Raw genomic sequence first — 22,448 nt, forward strand, 5'->3', positions numbered from 1 at the left:
ATTTCCATACGAATCTCAAAAGTGATCATAAGCTCCCCTGTATTCAGAGGAGCAGATTAACCCCTGGATCAATTTTCAACCGCTGGGGTGGATCAGTTTTGCACCGTTGGTAACAATCAGGAAATCCGTGTACTGCCCGATCCTGAGTTTACCGAGGAGACGCTGATGGCTGCACTGTTTGCCAAACTGCATCGGGCGTTAGGGGCATATGGAAAGGGAGATATTGGTGTCAGCTTCCCGGAACATGCTCAAACACTGGGTGGCGTTATTCGCTTGCACGGTAGCCAGGCTGCGCTCAGCAAACTCGAGGAGAGCAGGTGGCGAGCAGGTTTGAATGACTACAGTACCGCGACGGCGATCCAGGCGATACCAGACGTGACCGGCTGGCGCGTGGTCAGCCGTGTGCAGGTAAAGAGTAGCGTCGAGCGTCTGGTTCGTCGTTCGTTACGTAAGGGGTGGATAACCGAGGAGCAGGCGCAGCAGCGAATAGCGGAAGGGAAAGACAAACGCTGTCATTTACCGTTCTTACATCTTAAAAGCTTATCTACTGGTCAGCGTTTTAGGTTATTTATCAGTCATAGTGAATTACAAACGGCACCTGTCAGCGGTTCGTTCAGTAGCTATGGCCTGAGTGACACGGCAACAGTCCCCTGGTTTTGACCCTTTTTTCTCGTAATATGCTAATGCGCTGATTTTTAAAAGTTAATATTAACGGCAATAAAAAAGGGTTAAACGGTGAGAAAGTAGTTTTATTTAGAAGGAACAAAAGGATAGCGGTTTTTTGTTCCAGTTCACTGCCGTACAGGCAGCTTAGAAAAATACCAGCGACGCCGATCGCCACGATTAAAAGTTCACTGCCGTACAGGCAGCTTAGAAAGATGATGATCGGGTCGGCCAGGTCCTCATTGAAGTTCACTGCCGTACAGGCAGCTTAGAAATGTGCTGCGTGGCGTTCGTTAGCGTTCATGGTGTTCACTGCCGTACAGGCAGCTTAGAAAACACAACGAACCCGCCCCGGCGAAGCCAAAGAGTTCACTGCCGTACAGGCAGCTTAGAAATCACCGCCGCTATCAACCCCCATGCAAAGAATGTTCACTGCCGTACAGGCAGCTTAGAAAAGTTTCCTGGCGAGTTTATCGGCCCTGGCGTGGTTCACTGCCGTACAGGCAGCTTAGAAATGAAAACGCGTTAACCCGGTCAGCCAGATTGTTGTTCACTGCCGTACAGGCAGCTTAGAAAGATCACCGCCGAATCAATGTCGGTGATCATCGGTTCACTGCCGTACAGGCAGCTTAGAAATTCCTGCAGCTTCGGCTTATAGGTTTCCGCACGTTCACTGCCGTACAGGCAGCTTAGAAAACTCCCATGAGCCATCTGGCGTTGGGTATGCAGTTCACTGCCGTACAGGCAGCTTAGAAAACAAAAGAAGCTGATCGTTAACGTGGGCCACGGTTCACTGCCGTACAGGCAGCTTAGAAATGGATAACTTTCTGCGGGTCAGCTGACGCACAGTTCACTGCCGTACAGGCAGCTTAGAAAGTGATGCGGTATCTGCAACACACCGTGTTGAGGTTCACTGCCGTACAGGCAGCTTAGAAAAGTAGCAAAGCACAGCCAGACCAAACCAAACCGTTCACAGCTGCACAAGCAGCTTAAAAAAGTACGGTGAGGTCGATAACGTGGTGCCGGGGGTTCACTGCCGTACAGACAGCTTAGAAAAGCTCTATGTTGCTGCCGTTCATAGCGTAGATGTTCACTGCCGTATAGGCAGCTTAGAAAATTCGGTCAACGCAGCCACGGATGCGGATCATGTTCACTGCCGTATAGGCAGCTTAGAAAGCAAAAGAGGAGGCCGCAAAATGATCCTGACCGTTCACTGCCGAACAGGCAGCTCAGAAATCGGCTATCAAAGAGCCTTGCATAACTGGCGTACACGAATATCAATCCCCGCTTAATCCGTGCCGGTCTGGTACAGGCACCCGTTTTTTTGCCCCGTCTGGCGTATCGCCGGACGGGGCATTTTTATTGGCGTACCAGCGCAACGGCCTGCTGCCAGGCCTGCCAGCGGCTCTGCAACCGGACGTGACGTGCCATATCCGGCGTAAAAGTGACATGCTCTGGCAGATACTGGCGCAGCTGGGCGGTGGTCAGGTTAAACAGCGCCTTACGGGCCAGCAGTGCCGCCCCCATCGCTGAGAGTTCCGCCACGTCGCTGCGCATCACCGGGCAGCCGAGCAGGTCCGCCTGGTACTGCATCAGCCAGTCGTTTTTTGTCGGCCCGCCGTCAACCATCAGCGCGTTCAGGGTAAAGCCCGGATGGGCGCGCATCGCCTGCACCACGTCGGCAATTTGATAGGCGATCGACTCCAGCGCCGCGCGGATCAGGTGCGCCCGCTTCACGCCGCGGCTCAGGCCGTGGATCATCCCGCGGGCGTTTTCATTCCACCACGGCGCGCCAAGGCCGGTCAGCGCCGGAACAAAGTAGACGCCGAGCGTGGAATCTACCGAGCGGGGGAGGGTGTTGAGCTCATGGATAAGCTCCGCCTGCGACAGCTCGCTTAGCCCGGTGCTGTCCGCCATCCACGCCACCGCGTCACCGGTATGGGGGATATTCCCCTCCAGCCCGTAGACCAGCGTATCGCCGTCGTGCCAGGCCACGGTGGTGGCCAGCGCGCTCACCTCGCTGCGGGCGGAGGCCACCGGCGCCATCACCGACGAGCCAGTGCCGTAGGTCGCCTTCACGCAGCCCTCCGCCCCCAGACCGTGGGCAAACAGCGCGGCGTGAGAGTCACCGATCATCGCCATCACCGGCAGTCCGTCCGGAATGGAGGGGCCGCCGCGGGTGTAACCAAACAGTCCGCTGGAAGGTTTGATATCAGGCAGGGCCGCGCGGGGGATGCCAAACAGCGCCAGCATCTGCGGGTCCCACTCGGCGCTGTGCAGGCTCATCAGCTGGGTGCGGGCAGCGTTGGCGTAATCGCAGCTAAACGCCTGCCCCTGGGTCAGGTTCCACAGCAGCCAGCTGTCAACGGTGCCGAGGCAGATCTCACCCCGGGCGGCACGCGCTGCGCCGTCGGGGATGTTCTCCAGCAGCCAGCGCATTTTGGAGGCAGAAAACAGCGGCGCGATGGGCAGGCCCGTGGCCGCTCTAATCTCCGGGCCGTGGCCCTGCTCACGCAGCTGGTGGCAAAAGGCCGCGGTGCGGGAACATTGCCAGCTCAGCGCCGGAGCAATAGGTTTGCCCGTTGCCCGCTCCCAGCCCACCACGGTTTCACGCTGATTGCTGATCGCCAGCGCCGCCACTCTCTCTACCCCGACGGTGGCCAATGCGCGGGCCACCACCTCCAGAGAGGCCTCCACCAGCAGGTCGGCGGATTGTTCAACCCAGCCTTCGTGAGGCGTCTGGATCGCCAGCGCCCGGGAGAAGCTCGCCACCACATGCCCGCTGGCATCCAGCGCCACCGCTTTGGCATTGGTGGTGCCCTCGTCGAGGGCGATGATAATGTCCTTGTTCACCGACATAGCGGCCTCCAGCCTTAACGATGAAGGTAAGTTGAGACGCCGAGGTAGCGGGTAAAGGCTTCATGCAGGATCTCCGCGCTGGCGGAGTGGTTCATCGCCACGTGATGCTCAAAGCCGTTGCGGCAGATCCAGTTCAGCAGGTTCTCCAGATGTGGCACCTGGATCACCGCCCGGCAGCCCACCGTGTCGAGCGGATCGTCCACCGACTGGCCCTGGCCCACGTAGGCTTTAATTTCCCCGGTCAGATCGTCGGTGCTCAGGCGGAAGTAGGTGAGGGGGCCGCTTTTCAGACGACCATGCACCGCGCCGCAGGTGTTCTCTTTCCCGACCGTGGTGCCGATGATGTCGGCAGTGCCCATATGCGGGGATTCCAGGCTTTCGGCGGCGAAGTTACCGCAGTGGAACAGCACGCACTTGTCGCGCTCGTCGCCGAAGTTGTTGTTCCAGTCGGCAATGGAGGCCGGGTTCATATTGCTGCTGGCCAGGGCGTACATGGAGAGTGCCCCCATCACGTCCACCTCGCAGGCGCTTGGCATCAATTGCCCGGACATGACGCTCATGATCGAGCAGACGTTAATGCCCAGGTTCTCCTGCAGCGAGGTCCAGCACTGGATGGCGGTAGTATCGATATCGTTGGCAACCACCCACTCGCTGATGACCACAAACAGCTTCGCCATGGTCACCAGCTTGTCGGCCGGAATGCGGCTGGCGTCGGCGTTATCGATCAGGATCCGCCGTTTTTCATCCACGCGGATGTCATCGTCGCGCAGGGTTTTAATCCGGGTAAAGACTTCGGACAGATCGAGTGTCTCCACGGCGATGCCCAGTCTCTCCAGTAATTTTTCGCTGTAGCGGACGGTGTTAAAGCCCGCCGGACGCGCACCGATCGCCCCCACGCGCACGCCGCGCATGCTGCTTACCACGCGGCAGACCTGCTCGAAACGCTTCAGATCCTGCTCAAACACCTCACCGTTGAGGGCGCAGACGTGCTGGGTGGTAAGGGTAAAAGGAATGCCGTACTGACGCAGGTTGTTGCACAGGGAGATTTTGCCGCAGAAGCTGTCGCGGCGGGTCGCCAGCCCCATTTTATCGAGGTTGTCCTCCTCGGCCTGCACCAGCACCGGCACGTTCAGGCCGGAGAGACGCAGGGTCTCGGCGATGGCTTTTTCATCGCCAAAGTTAGGCAGCAGCACCACCATGCCGTGAATGCTGTCGCGGTGGGCGCGAAACAGCTCGGCGCAGGCTTTTGCATCCTGACGGGTTTCCACGCCGCCGAGTTCGGTCTGGCTGGGGTCGAGCATAATGGTGTTGATACCCAGACGGCCAAAGAGGGCGATCGCCTGCTCGCGCGCTTCCGCCACCAGATAGCTTGGGAAGAACCCCCGGTTGCCGATGACCACGCCCATTGTCAGTTGTTGAGGAATTCGGGACATTGCTTTTCTCTCCAGTAAGATGTTGTTGTTATTTTCAGCAAACCTGTCGCGTCAGCATTTCCCGGGCGTGCTTCACCACCCCAGCGACATCAATCTCGTGGCGTGCCCGCGTTGACGCTCTGTCGGCAGCAATCGCGTATTCTCCATCCGGGATCCCCAGCCGTTTCAGCGGCACGGCGCATCCCGCTTCGGCCAGCACTTCCGCCACCAGGCTGCCGACGCCGCCGTTGACGTTATGCTCTTCGACGCTCACCACTGCCTTGCACGGGGCGAGGGCGGCAAGCAGCTGTTGGGTATCACAGGGACGAATAGATGGAATGCTGATAACAGTTGCGTCAATACCTTCTTCCGCGAGTTGTGCAGCAGCTTCCACAATTTCATGTACCGTCGAGCCCATCGCCACCAGCGCCACGTCCTGGCCTACGCGCAGGACGTCAATCTTGCCCGGCGCAAAACGGTAGCTGTCGTCATGCAGTTCCGGCAGGTTTTTCCCGTCGAGACGGATATAGACCGGGCCCACATGATCGAGGGCGTAGTCGATGATCTGGCGGCACTCGTTCGGGCTCGACGGGGCGTAAATTTCGATATTGCCGAAGCCGCGCATAATGGCGATATCGTCGATGCTGTGGTGGGTGCTGGCGAGCGGCCCGTAGCTGGCCCCCGCGTTCAGGCCGAACAGCTTGACGTTGGTGTTGTTGTAGCAAATGTCGACTTTGATCTGCTCGTTAGCGCGGGAGATCAAAAATGGCGCGGCGTTGCAGGTGACGGCGATCTTGCCGCCGATTGCCAGACCGGCAGCGGCACCCACCAGCGTCTGCTCAGCGATGCCGACGTTGACCAGGCGGCCCGGGAAGCGCTGCATAAAGGGGGCAATTTTCGCCGTGGAGGTGGAGTCCGCCACCACCGGCACCAGGTCCACGCCGCGTTCAACGGCGTCAATAAAGGCATTCACCATCACCGTGGCGAGGTGTTCGCTATTACTCATCTTTCAGTTCCTCCAGCGCCAGTTCAATCTCTTCCCCTTTCGGCACCCGGTGGTGCCATTCAGGCCGTCCCTGAATAAACGAAATTCCCGCGCCCTTGGTGGTGTGGGCGATCACCACATGGGGTTTGCCGTTGGGTTTCAGCCCTTCCAGGGTGGCGACCACGTCCGCCATGTCGTTGCCGTTGCAGGCGGTCACCTCCAGGCCGAACGCTTTCCATTTCTCATCCAGCGGATCGGTATTGAGGATCTCTTTGGTGGAGCCCGCCAGCTGCAGATTGTTTTTGTCGTTGATAATGAACAGGTTATCCAGCTGATAGTGGGCGGCGACCAGCGCAGCCTCCCAGTTGCTGCCTTCCGCCAGCTCCCCGTCACCGGTCACTACAAACACCCGGCGCTTGCTGTTGTTGCGTTTTGCCGCCAGGGCGATCCCGACCGCTACCGGCAGACCATGCCCCAGCGCGCCGGTATTCAGTTCAATCCCCGGCGTTTTATGTTTCACCGGATGGCCCGGCAGATGGGAGTCGGCATGCTGATAGGTGGAGAGCCACTCAACGGGGATAAACCCGGCTTCGGCCAGCACGCAGTAATAACCGCCCACCGCGTGGCCTTTCGACTGGATATAGATATCGCGTTCATCGCTATCCTTCAGCTGCGGGGAGCAGTTCAGAATGCGGAAGTAGAGGGCGGTGAGCAGTTCGACCTGCGACAGATCGGCCCCGGTGTGGCCGCCCGCCGGGCTTTCGGCATTCAGCACGATGATCCGGCGACGAATCGAGCGCGCCCGGGTTTCGAGCTCCGCGATGGAGAGCGAAAACGGATTCATAACATACCTCCTGAATTTATAATCTGATATGAATAATTATTCCAGCCGGGTGAGCTATTTCCCTGTTCTCTCTGTCAGAGCAGGGGTTTATGACCGCTTTGAATATATATTCAATGCTGATTTATTATTCATATAATGTAAGATATGCCCAGTCAGGAGGTTTGTCTACGGTTTGAGCGGGCAAATTTCGAAGAAAGGAGAAAAGGATCACATTTGCCTGGCGGATCGGGCGGGCGCTTGCTTGTTAAATATTCAGTGATGAATAAAAATAACGACAGCCGATTAAGGGGAACGTTATGTCGAAACAGGATGAACAGCGATTGCTGGTGAAGATCGCCACACTTTACTACAGCGAAAATAAAAAGCAGTCCGAGATTGCCTCCCTGCTGCACCTCTCGCAATCCTTCGTGTCGCGGGCGCTGACGCGCTGCCAGAAAGAGGGGCTGGTCAAAATTACCGTCGTTCAGCCTACCAATATTTTTGTCTCGCTGGAAAAGGCGCTGGAGGAGCAGTACGGCATTCGACAGGCCATCGTGGTGGATGTGGGCGAGAACCCGTCCAGTGCCCAGATCAAGCACGCCATCGGCAGCGCGGCGGCGCACTATGTCGAAACCCGTCTGCGTCCGGAAGACCTGGTGGGGATCTCCTCCTGGAGCAGCACCATCCGCTGCATGGTGGATGAGATGCACCCGCAGAATATTCGCGCCGCGGGGGTGATCCAGCTTCTTGGCGGCGTGGGTCCCAACGGCAACGTGCAGGCGACCATTCTTACCCAGCAGCTGGCGGCGCATCTTGGCTGCCCGGCGTGGCTGTTGCCGTCGCAAAGTATTGAGCACTCGGTAGAGGAGCGCGCCAGGCTGGTGAGCAGCCCGGACGTGGCGGCGGTGGTGAGCAAATTTGCCGAAGTGGATGTGGCGATCGTCGGCATCGGCGAGCTGGAGCCGTCGCAGCTGCTGAAAAACTCCGGCAACTACTACAACGAAGAGATGCTTAAACTGCTGGCCGAACGCGGGGCGGTAGGGGATATCTGCCTGCATTACTACGATGCGAAAGGCGAGCCGGTGCTGAGTGCGGAAGAAGATCCGGTGATTGGTATGGAGCTGGCGCAGATCCGCGCCTGCCCGCAGGTGATCGCCCTGGCGGGCGGGGAAGAGAAACGCAACGCCATTCGCGGGGCGCTGGAAGGGAAGTATATCGACGTGTTAATCACCGATTACCCGACGGCGCGGAGTTTGTTGAAAACGGCATAAGGCAAAACGCCCGGGATCGGCGCGGCCTGATGCCCTCACCCTGGCCCTCTCCCACGGGGAGAGGGTACAAACATCAAAAACGGCAACGTGCGTTGCCGTTTTGCTTTTACCTCCGCTACTTCCCTTCCATCACCGCCTTCTGCGCCACCACCGCCGCTTTCTGCTGCATCCGGTTTTGCATCTGGTCGATAATCACCGCCACGATAATCACAATCCCTTTGATCACCATCTGCCAGAACTCGCTCACCCCCATCATCACCAGGCCGTCGGCCAAAAAGCCGATGACGAAGGCGCCGATCAGGGTGCCGAGGATGGTGCCGCGGCCTCCGGCAAGCGAGGTGCCGCCCAGCACCACCGCGGCGATGGCGTTCATCTCAAAGGCGGTGCCGTTGGCCGGATGGCTGGCTAACAGCTGGGCAGAGACCACAATCCCGGCGATAGCGGCGCAGAAGCCGGACAGGGTATAGACCAGCACTTTCACCTGCTTGACCCGCACCCCGGAGAGTTCTGCCGCGCGCTCGTTATCGCCGATGGCGTAGACGTGGCGGCCAAAGGGCAGGCGGCGGGCGATGTAGGCGATCACCAGCGCCAGCACGATCATCATCCAGATGGCCCACGGAATGCCGAGGAACGTGCCTGCGCCAATCTCATCAAAGCCGGTATTCCCCAGCTGCGGGTTACCGGAGAGCCCCGGGAAGGTCTGGCCGTCGGAGGTCAGCATCGACGCGCCACGCAGCACGTACATGGTGCCCAGCGTGCAGATAAAGGGCGCCACGTTATAGCGGGTGATGATCCAGCCGTTCACCGCCCCTATCAGCGCACCAATCAGCAGCACCACGGGCACAATCACCCACACGCTCGGGAAGATGGCGATGCCAAACATCGGCAGCACAATCCCTTTGGTGATCATCCACCCGGCAATCATCCCGCACAGCCCCAGGGTGGCGCCGATAGAAAGGTCGATCCCGGCGGTGATGATCACAAAGGTGATCCCCAGCGCCAGAAATGCGTTGATGGCGATATGCTTAATCATGATCACCAGGCTGCCGGTGGAGAGAAAGCCCGGCACGGTCATGGTGAAGAAGCCGACAATCAAAAACAGCGCAATGAAGGTGCGCATTTTCAGCAACAGCAGCAGAACATTTTCCCGGGAAAGCGCGGCCCCTTTATGCGGCGCCAGCGCGACAGACTGTGTCGTTTTCATCTTAGAACCCCTGAGCACTTGCGGTTACCAGTGCCGACTCTTCGGCCCGATCGCGAACAATATCGGCGGTCAGTTTGCCGCCGGACATCACCAGAATGCGGTCAGATACCGCCATAATCTCTTTCAAATCCGAGGTGGAGAAGACCACCGCGATCCCCTGCTCAGAGAGCTGCACCATCATACGGAACACGTCCGCTTTGGCCCCCACGTCGATGCCGCGGGTCGGCTCATCAAGGAAGAGCACCTTCGGGTTGGTCAGCAGCGAGCGGCCAATCACCACCTTTTGCTGGTTGCCGCCGCTGAGCGCCTGGATCTCTACTTCCGGGGTGGAGACCTTGATCGACAGGTTGCCGATGGTGCTGGCGACGACCTGCTGCTCCGCCTTTTGCGCGATGGCAAAGCCGCGCTGCAACCGACGCCACAGGCTGGCGATGGTCAGGTTGCTGGCCACCGACGAGCCGGGAAAAATGCCGGTGCGTTTGCGGTCTTCCGGCACCAGGCTCATCCCCATGCGGATACGCTCGGCGGTGGTTAAGCGCTGGGGCACCGGCTTACTGTCGAGCCACAGCTTGCCCAGATAGTTGCGCTCGGTGCCGAGCATGCACTCGAACAGCTCCGTGCGTCCGGCCCCCATCAGGCCGTAGATGCCGACGATCTCCCCGGCTTTGACCTGGAAGCTGACGTCGTTGACCACCGTATTGCCGGCAGCGTTGACGCAGGTGATGTGCTCCGCCTCCAGCACCGGCGCGCCGAAGGTACGGCCCGGCTCAAGGAAGTTACTCACCGGGTCGCTGCCGAGCATCTCGCGCACAATCCACGGCACGTCGATATCCTGCACCTTCGCCTCAGCCTGGAATTTGCCGTCGCGCAAAATGGTGATCACATCACCTATCGCCATCAGCTCTTCCAGCCGGTGGGAGATATAGATGATGGAGACCCCCTGACGGGTCAGCTCGCGGATCACCCGAAACAGGATCTCCACCTCGGTTTTACTCAGCGCCGAGGTGGGCTCGTCGAGGATCAGGATGTCGGCATCCTCGGCCAGCGCCTTGGCGATCTCGATCAACTGCTGCTGTCCCACCTTCAGATTGCCCACCAGCTCCCGCGGGGAGATTGGCTGATCGAGGCGCTTCAGCAGCTCCGCGGTGCGGGCCTCCTGTTCCGCCTCGTTGATCGGCGTTATCCCTTTTTGCAGCTCGCGGCCAAGGAAGACGTTCTCCGCCACGTTGAGGTTCTCAAACAGGTTCAGCTCCTGGTGCACCATGCCAATGCCGTGGGCGGCGGCATCCCGGGTACTGGCGAACGAGACCTGTTTGCCGTTGAGCCACATCTCGCCGAGGCTGGGCTGCTGGACGCCTGCGAGGATCTTCATCAGCGTCGATTTCCCGGCGCCGTTCTCGCCAATAATCACGTTCACTTTGCCGCGCCAGACGCGGTAATCGACCTTATCCAGCGCCACGGTGCCGGGAAAGAGCATCGAGATGCCGCGGGTGCTGAGGATAATGTCGTCTGCCGGGGTATCGCTCATCACGGCGTCTCCTGTTTCAGTTCCAGCGCTGCCGCCTCATTCGCCTTGCCGCCCGTCAGGGTGGTGGCGAACAGCACGGTGGCATTTTTGCCGCTCCAGCTGTCGTCGATTTTCGGCAGATGCTTCGCCGCCTCGCGGTTCAGGGCGCGGGAGAGCTGGGCATACTGAACCTGGTTGGTAAATTCATCGAAGCGGAACCCGGCGGCGTCGCGGATGGCGTTGCCGCGCATCACCGGCCCGCTCTGGATCTCCATCGGCTGGCCGTTCACCGTCATCACCAGCTTCTGCTCACGCGCGTTGCTGGCATCCACGCGCTCCACCTTGCCGGTGAGGCGCACGAAGACGCTCTGCGGTGTGGCTGCGGGCGTGTTCAGCTGGGTGGAGAGGGCGCTGGCGTCCAGGGCATGATTTTTCGCGGCGTCGAGGATCCGCGGCTGCCAGGTTTGTTGCGCGATCTGCTGTGGGGTCTGGTTGTCAAAGCTCGCTTTGGCGTTGGGATCGGCAGGCATGATCGGCTTGCCGTTCTCATCCAGATCCACCACGGTGCAGGCCGTCAGCAACAGGGCGGCTGCGCCTGTCAGCGCGGCGCCCCATTGTGTTAATCGCATACTGCCTCCGCTTATTTGCTGAGGTTAAACAGGTTCAGCTTGCTGGCGTTGGATTCGTCGATGAGCACGCAGTCCATCAGCTGCTTCTCATCTTTTTGCGCTTTGCCGTTTTTCAGGTAGTAGTCGGCCTGCTCAACGGCCATCTGCGCCTGCTGCCAGCCTGGCTGCAGCACCGTGGCTTTGATGTTGCCGTTCTTCAGGATCGAGTCGCGGGTGTAGTCGCTGCCGTCAAAGCCGACCACAATCACGTTGTTCTTCCCGGCGGCCTTCAGGGCGGCTTCGGCGCCCAGCGCCATGGTGTCGTTACCGGAGATCACGCCCACGATATCGGGGTTGGTCTGCAGGATGGCTTCCATACGGGTGAAGGCTTCGGTCTGGCTCCAGTTGGCGGTCTGCTGCGCCACCATCTTCATGTCCGGGTAGTCGTCGATGACGTCGTGATAGCCCTGGGAGCGCACGTGGGCGTTGGTGTCCGACGGACGGCCCAGCAGCTCAACGTATTTCCCTTTGCCGTCCAGCAGCTTGACGAATTTCTCCGCACCGAGCTGCGCCCCCTGATAGTTGTTCGAGACAATTTGCGCTACCGCCACGCCGGTTTTGTTGATTTCACGATCGATCAGGAAAGCAGGGACGCCTGCCGCTTTGGCCTTCTCCAGCGGACCGACGGTGGCATCCGCCCCGGCGTTATCCAGGATGATCGCTTTCGCCTTACGGGCAATGGCGGTTTCAATCAGCTGGTTTTGTTTGTTCACGTCATCGTCGTGCGAGGCGACAAGGGTGGTGTAGCCCAGCTCCTTTGCCTTCGCCGCCGCGCCGTCGGCTTCAGCCTTGAAGAACGGGTTGTCGTGTGAGGGGGTAATAATCGCAATGAGTCCGTTATCGGCGGCAAACAGGGAACCGGAAGCGGCGATCATTGAGGCCAGTAAAGCGGATTTTACAAAGGTCGTGTTCATTCTTTTTCTCCACATTGAATATTTATTCAATAATGATTTATTATTCAATGTAACGATAAGACTGCCTGATAAAACTGTCTACGGTTCAGGCAGCTAATTTGTTTAAAAGGAGAAAAGGATCACGATCCTGAGCAATTATTCATCACAGATCAGCGTCACGACCGTCGCGTCTTTACGCAGCCAGTGCGCGGTAAATACCTGATTTTGTGTGAAGGGAGGAAGCGGGCGGGTCAGCGTTAAGGTCAGAGCGTCGGCGGTCAGGGAGGTGACGCGCGCGCATTCAAACCCCATCCACGCCTGTACCTGAGGGAAGAGCGCTTTGAACAGGCTCTCTTTGGCGCTAAACACCAGAGTGAAGGCGAGAGCGAAGGGAAGACCGCAGTCGGCCAGCACCTGGGCTTCAGCAGGATCAATCACGCCATCCTGAATCTCACGCGCTTCGTTTTCCGCGATAATCGCTTCGCAATCGATCCCCACCAGGCCATTATCGCGGCAAATCGCTACCGCCTGCGTGCCGCTGTGGGAGAGGCTGCCCCGCACCCCGGCAGGCCACAGCGGTTCGCCGCTGCTGCCGATGCCGGGAATGGCCTGCCGGTTCAGGGCATGAAAGGCAGCGATGCGCCCGGCCAGGTGGTCGGCTTTGCGTTTGCGTCCGGCGTCAGAAAGCTGGGGATGGTGCGGAAGCCAGAGCAGATCGGCCTCGGTGAAGGTGGCGGGATCGAAGGTGACGCGGTGCACGGTCTGTCCGGCGAGAAGAAATGTGGCGTGGGTGGTCTGCATGTTCTTCTCGCGGTGGACAAAAGGAGCGCTATCTTAACCTGTTTGCGGCCCGGTTGCTCAAAGGAGGGCGTTTTTGTCGATCCCCAGGCGCTTCATGCGCGACAGCAGGGTGGTGCGTTTCAGCCCCAGACGCTGGGCTGCGCCTCGCGGTCCGGCGATCACCCCGTTGGTCTCTTTCAGCACCCGCACGATGTGCTGATACTCCTCCTCGCCTTCGCGGATATCGCTTACCACGGTCTCCGGCGCGGCACTGCTGGCGCGATGAAAATCGATATCCGGCATCGAAAGCTGCAGGACATTGCCGCGGGTGAGCAACACGGCACGCTCAATCACGTTTTCCAGCTCGCGCACGTTGCCCGGCCACTCCATCCTGCTGAGCTGGCGCAGGGTCTCTGCCGGTATGCTGTCGATGTTGCGTCCCAGCCGGTGGGCAATCTTAAAGGTGAAAGATTTCACCAGCAGGGGAATATCTTCCGGCCGTTCGCGCAGCGGCGGAAGGAAGATGGGGAAGACGTTAAGGCGATAGTAGAGATCGCTGCGGAATTCGCGGTCGGCCACCATCTGCGTCAGGTCGCGGTTGGTGGCGGCAATCAGCCGCACGTCGGTGTGGATGATGCGGTTGCTGCCGAGGCGCTCAAACTCCTGCTCCTGGAGCACGCGCAGCAGCTTGGGCTGAAGCTCAATGGGCATATCGCCCACTTCATCCAGGAACAGGGTGCTTTTGTCTGCCAGCTCAAAGCGGCCAATGCGCTGGGCGCTGGCGCCGGTAAAGGCCCCGCGTTCGTGACCAAACAGATCGCTCTCCAGCAGTCCGGCAGGCATCGCCGCGCAGTTCATCTTCACCATCCGCCGATCGCGGCGCCCGCTCAGGTTGTGAATGGCGCGGGCAATCAGCTCCTTGCCGGTGCCGGTCTCGCCGAGGATCAGCACGGTGCTGTTACTCTGGGCGACCATCTCCACCTGCTTCATTACCGTCATCATGGCGCTGCTGCGGCCAATGATTTCGCCAAAGTCGGTGGCAACGTTGTTGATCTGCTCGGTCAGGGCCAGGTTTTCGTCGATCAACCGCTCCTTAAGATGGCTGATTTCCCGGTAGGAGAGGGCATTATCCACGGCGATGGCGACACGTTCAGCAATCTGGTTCAGCAGCTTCAGATTGGACGGGGTAAACACCTGGGCTTTGCACTGCGCCAGCTTCAGGGTGCCCAGCACCCGATCGCGGAACATCAGCGGGAACAGGCACAGGGTCTGATCCTGCTCCCCCCACATATCAAACAGCATGCGTTCGTAGGGGGCGTGCTGATCCCGGTGATGCAGGTTAAGCATCAGCATCTGCTTGTTGCGCATCACTTTTTCAGACAGCGTGCCTTTTTCGTCCACCTCGCTCTGGTCGTGCAGGGGCGCCTCTTTATCGAGATAATGGGTGGAATAGACAAGGAGCTTCCCTTTGCGATCGCTGCGCAGCACCATGCTGATGGAGTCAATGCCGAAGTTGCGCTGGATCTCCTGCGCCACCTCCGACACCAGCTCATCAAGGTCGAGCTTCGACAGTACGGCGTTGGTGATCGCCACCAGCAGGCGAAAATCGTTACGCTCCCGCCAGAGCAGGTCATAGTTGTCGCTGTTGTGCATCCGCGCCTGGATCTGCTCCACGGCCAGTCCGGCCGCCTGGGTCAGGGTTTGCAGGCGGGAAAAATCGCTGTCGCTCCAGGGCTTCTCCTGAGCGCGCAAGAACTCGCAGCCGCCGAAGATGCGGCCGTCGGCGGCGATGGGCGTCAGGCAATAGTGAGCAAACGAAGGATAACGATCGAGGGCGGCAAGCTGCGGCCAGGTCTCGTTAAAGGCCGCCGCCGTGCAGTGCAGCACGTCCGGGCGGGAAAGCATGCGGCGGAAAGGGCCGCTCGCCAGCAGGGGCTCATCTTCGTAGCGGATATCACAGCCCTGTTCGTCGGTGCTGTAGAGATAAACCCGGCGCGATTCCGACTGCCAGAGCAGAATATGGACGCTATCGGCGAGGTTTATCTGCCGGACATGCTGGGTCAGCGCCTGCGCCAGGGCGCAAAGATCGGTCTGTTGCAGCAAAGTACGGGTAATGTCGAACAATCCGTGATCGACAGGATCGTTGGTGGGTGTATACGACATGCGTTTTATCCAGAGTATCCAGAAAAATGAGAGACGAATGGGTAATGCTGCCAACTTACTGATTTAGTGTATGATGGTGATTTTAAGGTGCTTGCGTGGCTTCCATTTCCATCAGATGTCCTTCCTGCTCCGCTACTGAAGGCGTGGTGCGTAGGCAAGGCTGGGACGGAAGTCACTGTCGTTCTCAAAATCGGTGGAGCTGCATGACAAGGTCATCGGGCATTATCTGAACATAAAACACTATCAGTAAGTTGGAGTCATTACCCGCTGCTGCGACTTATAAATATCGCTATGTAGAATACGGGTTCCTGCGACCGATTGTGGATTTGCCGCAACGCAGTCACTCTACGAGCCTGATTACAGTTATAAAAGCGTTAACCATGAATTGGATAAGGTTAATTTAGAGGTTGCGAGGCACTTTCCAGAAAGTCTATGCCGGGCGCGCTTCGCTTGCCCGGCCTACGATGTTGATACTATTGCTTATCATGAAAATGATATTTCCTGCCCCTTTAACATCCGCAGCGAAAATATCAAAACTGTCATCGTTACTTATGTCGATGACAGCCCCTATAAATGCCATAACTATTACCCAGAACGTTTAAAAGTTCTCTTATGAACTTATTAGATGCAAAATATAATTTGCTTATTTACTCATTAAATTTTACCTCTTATACTCGCTGGGTTGACTTAAGCTAAATTGCCAGGGCGGCTATGAATTATAACAATGACGTTATTAGCTATTTACAAGCAAACAATATTCTTGCGTTAAAGCTCGATCGTGCGCTAACAGGCGTTAGAGAAGTGGTTTCCACGCAGATAGAAACCATAGGCGCAGGTGCTAAACGAGCCCTTTATTACACATCCTATTTTACAGATGATTATCAGGATGTTTGTAGAAACCAAAAGAATGAAGATGTTCGTTTTGCAAATGGCGTTGTACAGGTCTTTCAGAACAATGATATTGCCTGTGAAATGCTTCGTATTTATTTCAATGATATATTTCAGTACAAAACGTCTGAGCAGTTAGAGAATATCAAGCGTAAGTTAATGGCGGTTAACGTTCATATTGACGCAAATGCTCTCACCAGCGCAGGATTCGCGCTAGCGGTCGCTTACTGTGTCGCTATTGGTATGAACTTAAGTCTTGAAATGAGTGCGTCGGTTGGCGGTAAGGCCGGAGGAGTTGTTGCCGTTGTGGGTATGTATGGCGTCGTGCAGAAAGCGGCCGACAGTGCGCAACGTCTGAAATATATCTATCCAGCCTATTACGCAGCGTTGTGCTCACGGGAGCTTGAAATGATGTATTTCCTGGTAGAACCATTATTTGAACGAGCCGGAGCATTCTCTCATTCAACATCGGATAGCGATATAGCTGATATCATCACTAAGATGATTAGTTAACCATGATTAATATAATATATAGAATATTCAGGCGGATATTTAAGTCTTTACTCTCTTACTATGGTCCGTCCATTTTAACAATATTATTCGCATTGGTGCTGATACATTTTTTTCCAAACGGTCCTTTATGGCCTATACCTGTGTTTTTTTTAGTTGTTCTAATTTTCATTAAGTGGTAAAGCTCAATTTAAATTTTTGAAATAATAAGGACGTTATATGTCTACACCCGCCCATTTATGGCTTGAAGATGAAAATGGCTCTCCAGTTGTAGGTGGCTGCATTATGCCGCTACGGTTAGGCTCAATTGAGCTTAAGTCATTCTCCCACGGTGTCACCATTCCGGTGGATCCGAATCTGGGAAAGCTTACCGGGACGCGTGTCCATCGCCCCGTCACTATAGTAAAAGAGTTCGACCGGACCACGCCGCTTCTTTATCGTGCAGTATGTGAAGGAAGAACGATGAAGAAAGCCACAATTAAGATGTACCGAATCATTGATTCAGGTATTGAGGCTGAATATTTTAATATCATTCTGGAGAATGTGAAATTTACAACTGTTGCACCCTATCTGGCTCCGAATGGAATGAGTAGTACTCATCTTGAAACGCTGGAGTTACGTTACGAGGCGATCACCTGGAAATATACAGATGGGAATATTATCTACCGTGACTCATGGAATGAGCGATGCTGTGCATGATCGAGTTCATCATTTCTAAATAAAAGTGCAATCCTGTCATCGTCACTTCTGACGACGACAGTGACACCTCTCAATAAAACCCTTTAAATTCAACGCTATAATTTCTGGCGCGATTTATGCATACCCCCTCCCGCTTATTACCCAGCCGGAGTTAAAGGATGAATCGCTTTATCATTGCCGATGCCAGCAAATGCATCGGCTGTCGTACCTGTGAAGTGGCCTGCGTTGTTTCCCATCACGACACCCAGGACTGCGCGTCGCTGACCCCGCAGAACTTCCTGCCGCGTATTCACGTCATTAAAGGCGTCAACGTCTCCACCGCCACCATGTGCCGCCAGTGCGAAGATGCTCCCTGTGCCACCGTCTGCCCGAACGGGGCGATCACCCGCGATAACGATTTTGTTCACGTCCACCAGGAGCGCTGCATCGGCTGCAAAACCTGCGTGGTCGCCTGTCCGTACGGCGCGATGGAGGTGGTCCTGCGTCCGGTTGTACGCAGCATCGGTAGCGGGCTGAACGTGATGTCGGAGAAGGCCGAAGCCAACAAGTGCGATCTCTGCTACCACCAGCCGGACGGTCCGGCCTGCGTGCAGGCCTGTCCGACCAACGCCATTGTCTGCATCGACAGACAAAAACTTGAGCAGCTGAGCCAGGAGAAACGCCGTCGGGCGGCACTGGACACTGTCTCTTCCATGATGCTGTAAGCATTTTCTCTTTTCACTTTTAGCAGGTCTGTTACTGATGAAAAAAATCACCAGCGTTTGCCCTTACTGCGGTGCGGGCTGCAAATTAAAACTCGTCGTTGAGAACAACAAAATCGTCCGTGCCGAAGCGGCAGAGGGGGTGACCAACCAGAACCAGCTGTGCCTGAAGGGCTACTACGGCTGGGACTTTCTCAACGACACCCGCATCCTGACGCCACGCCTCACGCAGCCGATGATCCGCTACCAGAAGGGCGGCAAGTTTGTGCCAGTCTCCTGGGAGGAGGCCATTCGCTACACCGCGAAGCGGCTGGGGGAGATCAAGGCGAAGTTTGGCCCGCGGGCCATTATGACCACCGGCTCGTCCCGCGGAACGGGGAACGAAACCAACTACGTGATGCAGAAGTTTGCCCGCGGGGTGCTTAACACCAACAACGTCGACTGCTGCGCCCGGGTATGTCACGGCCCGAGCGTGGCCGGGCTGCAGGAGACGCTCGGCAACGGGGCGATGAGCAACTCCATCAGCGATATCGAGCACTCAAAATGTCTGCTGATCTTCGGCTACAACTGTGCCGACTCGCACCCCATTGTCGCCCGGCGGGTGATCAAGGCGAAACAGCACGGCGCGAAGGTGATCGTCTGCGATCCGCGCAAAATCGAAACCGCGCGCATCGCCGACCGCCATCTGCAGATCAACAACGGCTGCAATATGGCGCTGGTGAACGCCTTCATTTATACGCTGCTGGAGGAGAACCTCTACAACAGCGACTACGTGGCGCGCTACACCGACGGGCTGGAGAGGCTGCGCGAGACGGTGCGCGAGTACGCCCCGGAAAACGTCGAGGGCATTACCGGCGTCAGCGCCCGGCAGATCCGGGATGCGATGCGCATCTACGCCGCCGCGCCATCCGCCACCGTGATGTGGGGGATGGGCGTCACCCAGTTCGGGCAGGCGGTGGACGTGGTGAAAGGGCTCTCAACCCTGGCGCTGCTCACCGGCAACCTCGGGCGCGAACACTGCGGCGTCGGCCCGGTGCGCGGTCAGAACAACGTCCAGGGGGCCTGCGACATGGGTGTCATTCCCAACCAGTTCCCCGGCTATCAGGATGTGACCGACCCGCAAGTGCGGGAGAAGTTCGCCCGGGCGTGGGGCGTCGATCCCCAGCGGATGGATGACCAGGTCGGCGTGCGCATCACCGAGGTGCCGCACCTCGCCCTGGAGGGTAAGGTCAAAGCGTACTACATCATGGGCGAAGATCCGCTCCAGACCGAGGCGGACCTGGGCCTGGTGCGCAAAGGCTTTGCGGCCCTCGATTTTGTGGTGGTGCAGGACATCTTCATGACCAAAACCGCCGAGGCGGCGGACGTGCTGCTGCCCGCCACCTCCTGGGGCGAGCATGGCGGGGTCTTTACCTGTGCCGACCGCGGCTTCCAGCGCTTTGAAAAAGCCGTTGAGCCAAAAGGCAACGTCAAGCGCGACTGGGAGATCATCAGCCTCATCGCCACAGAGATGGGCTACCCGATGCACTATCGCGACAACCAGCAGATCTGGGACGAGATGCGCGAGCTCTGCCCGCTCTTCTACGGCGTCACCTGGGAAAAAATGGGCGAGATGGGGCACATCCAGTGGCCTTGCCCGACCCTCGACCATCCCGGCACGCCGTGGCTCTATGCGGATAACCGCTTCGACACCCCGAACGGCAAAGGCCAGCTTTTTGCCGCCCCGTGGCGCAAGCCGGCGGAAGTGCCAGACGATGAATACCCGCTGGTGCTCTGCACCGTGCGCGAGGTGGGGCACTACTCCTGCCGCTCCATGACCGGCAACTGCGCCGCGCTGCAGGCCCTGGCGGACGAGCCGGGCTTTGTGCAGATGAACCCGCAGGACGCGGCAAAACTGGGCGTTCAGGATCGCCAGCTGGTGTGGGTCAGCTCCCGCCGCGGGAAGGTGATCAGCCGGGCGGACGTCAACGAGCGCATCAACCAGGGGGCGGTGTATATGACCTATCAGTGGTGGATCGGGGCCTGTAACGAGCTGACCCAGGACAACCTCGACCCGGTCTCGAAAACGCCGGAAACCAAATACTGCGCCGTCAAAATCGAGGCCATCGCCGATCAGCCCTGGGCGGAACGCTACGCCCAGACTACCTATCGCGACATGAAAACCCGCCTGCGTGAGGCGGTGGAGAGTTAAATGAGTACAAACGGCACGCGGGTGCGCATTCGCGGTAAAGTCCAGGGCGTCGGGTTCCGCCCCTGGGTCTGGCAGGTGGCCCAGCAACTGGGGCTCAGGGGCGACGTCTGCAACGACGGGGCAGGGGTGGAGGTGCGTCTCGTCGGTGGGGCGCAGGCCTTTATCCGCCAGCTTGCCGTCGGCTGTCCGCCGCTGGCGCGTATCGATGATATCCAGGAGCAGCCCTGGCGCTGGGCGCAGCCTCCGGTGGATTTTACCATTCGTGCCAGCGCCCACAGCCAGATGACCACCCAGGTGGTGCCGGATGCCGCTACCTGTCCGGCCTGTCTGGCGGAGATGAACGACCCGCGCGAGCGCCGCTACCGCTACCCGTTTATCAACTGCACCCACTGCGGGCCGCGCTTCACCATTATCCGGGCGATGCCCTACGATCGCCCGGCCACCACCATGGCGGGGTTTGCGCTCTGCCCGGCCTGCGAGGCGGAGTACCGCAACCCGGCGGACCGGCGCTTTCACGCCCAGCCGGTGGCCTGCCCGGAATGTGGGCCGCAGGTCAGTTGGGTGTGCGGCGAGGCGCGAGAGGAGCGGGAAGCCGCCCTGAAGGCCGCCGTATTGATGCTGAAACAGGGCGGGATCGTGGCGGTAAAAGGGCTGGGGGGCTTCCATCTGGCCTGCGATGCGCAAAACGTTGCGGCGGTAAACAGGCTGCGGGAACGTAAACGCCGCCCGACCAAGCCGCTGGCGGTGATGATCCCCGCGCGTCTCGCCGCATGGCTGCCTGACGACGTGCAGGCGCTGCTGCGCTCCCCGGCCGCGCCGGTGGTGCTGGTGGCAAAACACACTCTCTTCTGCGAGGCCATCGCCCCCGGGCTTAATGAGGTGGGGGTGATGCTGGCCGCCAATCCGCTCCAGCACCTGCTGATGCAAGATCTCGATCGCCCCCTGGTGATGACCTCCGGCAACCTGAACGGCTGCCCGCCTGCGCTCACCAACGCGCAGGCGCTGCGCGATCTCGCCGGGATCGCCGACGGCTGGCTGCTGCATAACCGCGATATCGTCCAGCGCATGGACGACTCGGTGATGCGCGCCAGCGGGGAAATGCTGCGCCGCGCCAGAGGCTTTGTGCCGGATGCGCTGCCCCTGCCGCCCGGTTTTGAACAGGCGCCTTCGCTGCTCTGCCTGGGGGCGGATCGTAAAAATACCTTCTGCCTGGTGCGCGGCGGCCAGGCGGTGCTGAGCCAGCATCTGGGGGATCTGCATGATGACGATGCCGAACGTCAGTGGCAGCAGGCTCTGACCACCATTCAGGACATCTGGCAGTTTATCCCTGAGCGGGTGGTGACCGACGCCCACCCTGGATACCGCGCCACGCAGCTCGGTCAGCAGATGCCCTATCCGCAGCATCAGGTGCTGCATCATCACGCCCACGCTGCGGCCTGCATGGCAGAACACGGCTGGCCGCGGGACGGCGGGGATCTCATCGCCCTGGTGCTGGACGGTATCGGTCAGGGGGAAAACGGCGCGCTGTGGGGCGGGGAGTGCCTGCGGGTGAACTACCGCACCTGCGAAAAGCTGGGTGGGCTACCGGCGGTGGCGCTGCCCGGCGGCGATCTGGCGGCGCGCCAGCCCTGGCGCAACCTGCTGGCCCAGTGGCAGGCGTTTGTCCCCGAGTGGCGGACGCTGCCGCAGGCCGCCCTCCTTCTGAACAAACCCTGGCAGCCGCTGGCCCGGGCGGTTGAACGCGGGGTGAATGCGCCGCAGGCCTCCTCCGCCGGGCGGCTGTTTGACGCCGTGGCCGTGGCGCTCAACTGCGCCCCGGAACAGATCAGCTACGAAGGGGAGGCCGCCTGTCGGCTGGAAGCCCTGGCCCTGAGCGCCGCGCCGCAAAGCCACCCGGTCACGATGCCGGTGCGCAACGGCGAGCTGGATATGGCCACCTTCTGGCGCCAGTGGCTTAGCTGGCAGGCGCCGGACAACGCCCGGGCGTGGGCCTTTCACGACGCGCTGGCCCAAGGGCTGGCGACCCTTGCGGGCGAACATGCCCGGCGGCTGGCGCTCTCCACCGTTGTCTGCAGCGGCGGGGTGCTGCACAACCGCCTGCTGCGCGAGCGTCTGCAGTTCTGGCTGAGCGATTTTACCGTGCTGTTTCCCGGGCGGCTTCCCGCCGGTGACGGGGCGGTGGCTTTTGGGCAGGCAGTGATTGCCGCCGCGACTTTTCTTTGAATCTGGAT

General features: G+C 58.9%; 17 protein-coding genes, 2 pseudogenes and 1 CRISPR repeat array. Of the genes and pseudogenes, 9 read left to right on the forward strand and 10 right to left on the reverse strand.

Annotated elements, in window-relative coordinates; genetic code table 11:
• The first annotated feature begins 87 nt into the window (after window positions 1-87).
• A complete protein-coding gene (gene cas6f, locus FHC51_RS11295; RefSeq protein WP_220435559.1) occupies window positions 88-660 on the forward strand; it encodes a type I-F CRISPR-associated endoribonuclease Cas6/Csy4 in 573 nt (190 codons plus the stop codon).
• Window positions 661-789: 129 nt separating this feature from the next.
• A CRISPR array of direct repeats spans window positions 790-1,899; the repeat unit is 28 nt; unit sequence GTTCACTGCCGTACAGGCAGCTTAGAAA.
• Between the two features lie 123 nt (window positions 1,900-2,022).
• On the opposite strand, the gene FHC51_RS11300 is transcribed toward cas6f, so the two are convergent.
• Genes FHC51_RS11300 through FHC51_RS11315 form a run of 4 tightly spaced genes read right to left on the reverse strand, consistent with a single transcriptional unit; the run spans window position 2,023 to window position 6,763 of the window.
• Window positions 2,023-3,522 carry an FGGY family carbohydrate kinase gene (locus FHC51_RS11300; protein WP_220435560.1) on the reverse strand — a complete coding sequence of 500 codons (1,500 nt, stop codon included), beginning with the start codon at window positions 3,520-3,522 and terminating at the stop codon, window positions 2,023-2,025.
• 14 nt (window positions 3,523-3,536) lie between these two features.
• Window positions 3,537-4,955: an L-fucose/L-arabinose isomerase family protein gene (locus FHC51_RS11305; RefSeq protein ID WP_220435561.1), complete on the reverse strand. Its 1,419-nt coding sequence runs from the start codon at window positions 4,953-4,955 to the stop codon at window positions 3,537-3,539.
• A gap of 34 nt (window positions 4,956-4,989) precedes the next feature.
• Window positions 4,990-5,940 carry a transketolase family protein gene (locus FHC51_RS11310; RefSeq protein WP_220435562.1) on the reverse strand — a complete coding sequence of 317 codons (951 nt, stop codon included), beginning with the start codon at window positions 5,938-5,940 and terminating at the stop codon, window positions 4,990-4,992.
• Window positions 5,933-6,763, reverse strand: a complete 831-nt coding sequence (locus FHC51_RS11315) for a transketolase (protein WP_220435563.1) — start codon at window positions 6,761-6,763, stop codon at window positions 5,933-5,935. Before FHC51_RS11315 ends, FHC51_RS11310 begins: the two co-directional genes overlap by 8 nt.
• 296 nt (window positions 6,764-7,059) lie before the next feature.
• Between FHC51_RS11315 and FHC51_RS11320 the strand changes: the two genes are divergently transcribed.
• Window positions 7,060-8,013, forward strand: coding sequence for a sugar-binding transcriptional regulator (locus FHC51_RS11320; protein WP_220435564.1), 954 nt, complete (start codon window positions 7,060-7,062; stop codon window positions 8,011-8,013).
• A 115-nt stretch (window positions 8,014-8,128) separates the two neighbouring features.
• Here the strand turns inward: FHC51_RS11320 and FHC51_RS11325 are convergent, their stop codons facing one another.
• The 6 genes from FHC51_RS11325 to flhA all read right to left on the reverse strand — a co-directional run bounded on the left by FHC51_RS11325 (window position 8,129) and on the right by flhA (window position 15,228).
• Window positions 8,129-9,217, reverse strand: coding sequence for an ABC transporter permease (locus FHC51_RS11325; RefSeq protein ID WP_103824133.1), 1,089 nt, complete (start codon window positions 9,215-9,217; stop codon window positions 8,129-8,131).
• A 1-nt stretch (window position 9,218) separates the two neighbouring features.
• Window positions 9,219-10,745 carry a sugar ABC transporter ATP-binding protein gene (locus tag FHC51_RS11330; RefSeq protein WP_199182739.1) on the reverse strand — a complete coding sequence of 509 codons (1,527 nt, stop codon included), beginning with the start codon at window positions 10,743-10,745 and terminating at the stop codon, window positions 9,219-9,221.
• Window positions 10,745-11,353, reverse strand: a complete 609-nt coding sequence (locus FHC51_RS11335) for a DUF2291 family protein (protein ID WP_220435565.1) — start codon at window positions 11,351-11,353, stop codon at window positions 10,745-10,747. The genes FHC51_RS11330 and FHC51_RS11335 overlap by 1 nt, the downstream gene beginning before the upstream one ends.
• Window positions 11,354-11,364: 11 nt before the next feature.
• Entirely contained in the window at window positions 11,365-12,306 is a 942-nt protein-coding gene (locus FHC51_RS11340; RefSeq protein WP_103824134.1) for a D-ribose ABC transporter substrate-binding protein, read from the reverse strand.
• A 135-nt stretch (window positions 12,307-12,441) separates the two neighbouring features.
• Window positions 12,442-13,086, reverse strand: coding sequence for an enterobactin synthase subunit EntD (gene entD / locus FHC51_RS11345; RefSeq protein WP_220435566.1), 645 nt, complete (start codon window positions 13,084-13,086; stop codon window positions 12,442-12,444).
• A gap of 57 nt (window positions 13,087-13,143) precedes the next feature.
• Window positions 13,144-15,228 (reverse strand): formate hydrogenlyase transcriptional activator FlhA, encoded by a 2,085-nt coding sequence (gene flhA, locus FHC51_RS11350; RefSeq protein WP_220435567.1) that lies wholly within the window; start codon window positions 15,226-15,228, stop codon window positions 13,144-13,146.
• 95 nt (window positions 15,229-15,323) lie between these two features.
• On the opposite strand from flhA, the pseudogene FHC51_RS23230 reads away from it, so the two are divergent.
• The 7 genes and pseudogenes from FHC51_RS23230 to hypF form a co-directional block, all read left to right on the forward strand.
• Window positions 15,324-15,389 (forward strand): annotated as a pseudogene (locus FHC51_RS23230) (IS1 family transposase); the annotation flags it as partial.
• Window positions 15,383-15,478: pseudogene (locus FHC51_RS11355) on the forward strand (IS1 family transposase); the annotation flags it as partial. The pseudogenes FHC51_RS23230 and FHC51_RS11355, both read left to right, overlap by 7 nt.
• Before the next feature lie 461 nt (window positions 15,479-15,939).
• Complete coding sequence (locus FHC51_RS11360; protein ID WP_220435568.1) at window positions 15,940-16,629, forward strand: hypothetical protein; 690 nt, start codon at window positions 15,940-15,942, stop codon at window positions 16,627-16,629.
• A 216-nt stretch (window positions 16,630-16,845) separates the two neighbouring features.
• Window positions 16,846-17,325, forward strand: a complete 480-nt coding sequence (locus FHC51_RS11365; protein WP_114387711.1) for a type VI secretion system tube protein TssD — start codon at window positions 16,846-16,848, stop codon at window positions 17,323-17,325.
• Between the two features lie 158 nt (window positions 17,326-17,483).
• Entirely contained in the window at window positions 17,484-18,029 is a 546-nt protein-coding gene (gene hydN, locus FHC51_RS11370; RefSeq protein ID WP_114315672.1) for an electron transport protein HydN, read from the forward strand.
• Between the two features lie 37 nt (window positions 18,030-18,066).
• Complete coding sequence (gene fdhF / locus FHC51_RS11375; RefSeq protein WP_220435569.1) at window positions 18,067-20,217, forward strand: formate dehydrogenase subunit alpha; 2,151 nt, start codon at window positions 18,067-18,069, stop codon at window positions 20,215-20,217.
• Window positions 20,218-22,440, forward strand: a complete 2,223-nt coding sequence (gene hypF / locus FHC51_RS11380; protein ID WP_220435570.1) for a carbamoyltransferase HypF — start codon at window positions 20,218-20,220, stop codon at window positions 22,438-22,440.
• Window positions 22,441-22,448: the final 8 nt, after the last annotated feature.

The organism is Leclercia sp. EC_58 (assembly GCF_019584355.1).
Classification (GTDB): Bacteria; Pseudomonadota; Gammaproteobacteria; order Enterobacterales; family Enterobacteriaceae; genus Enterobacter.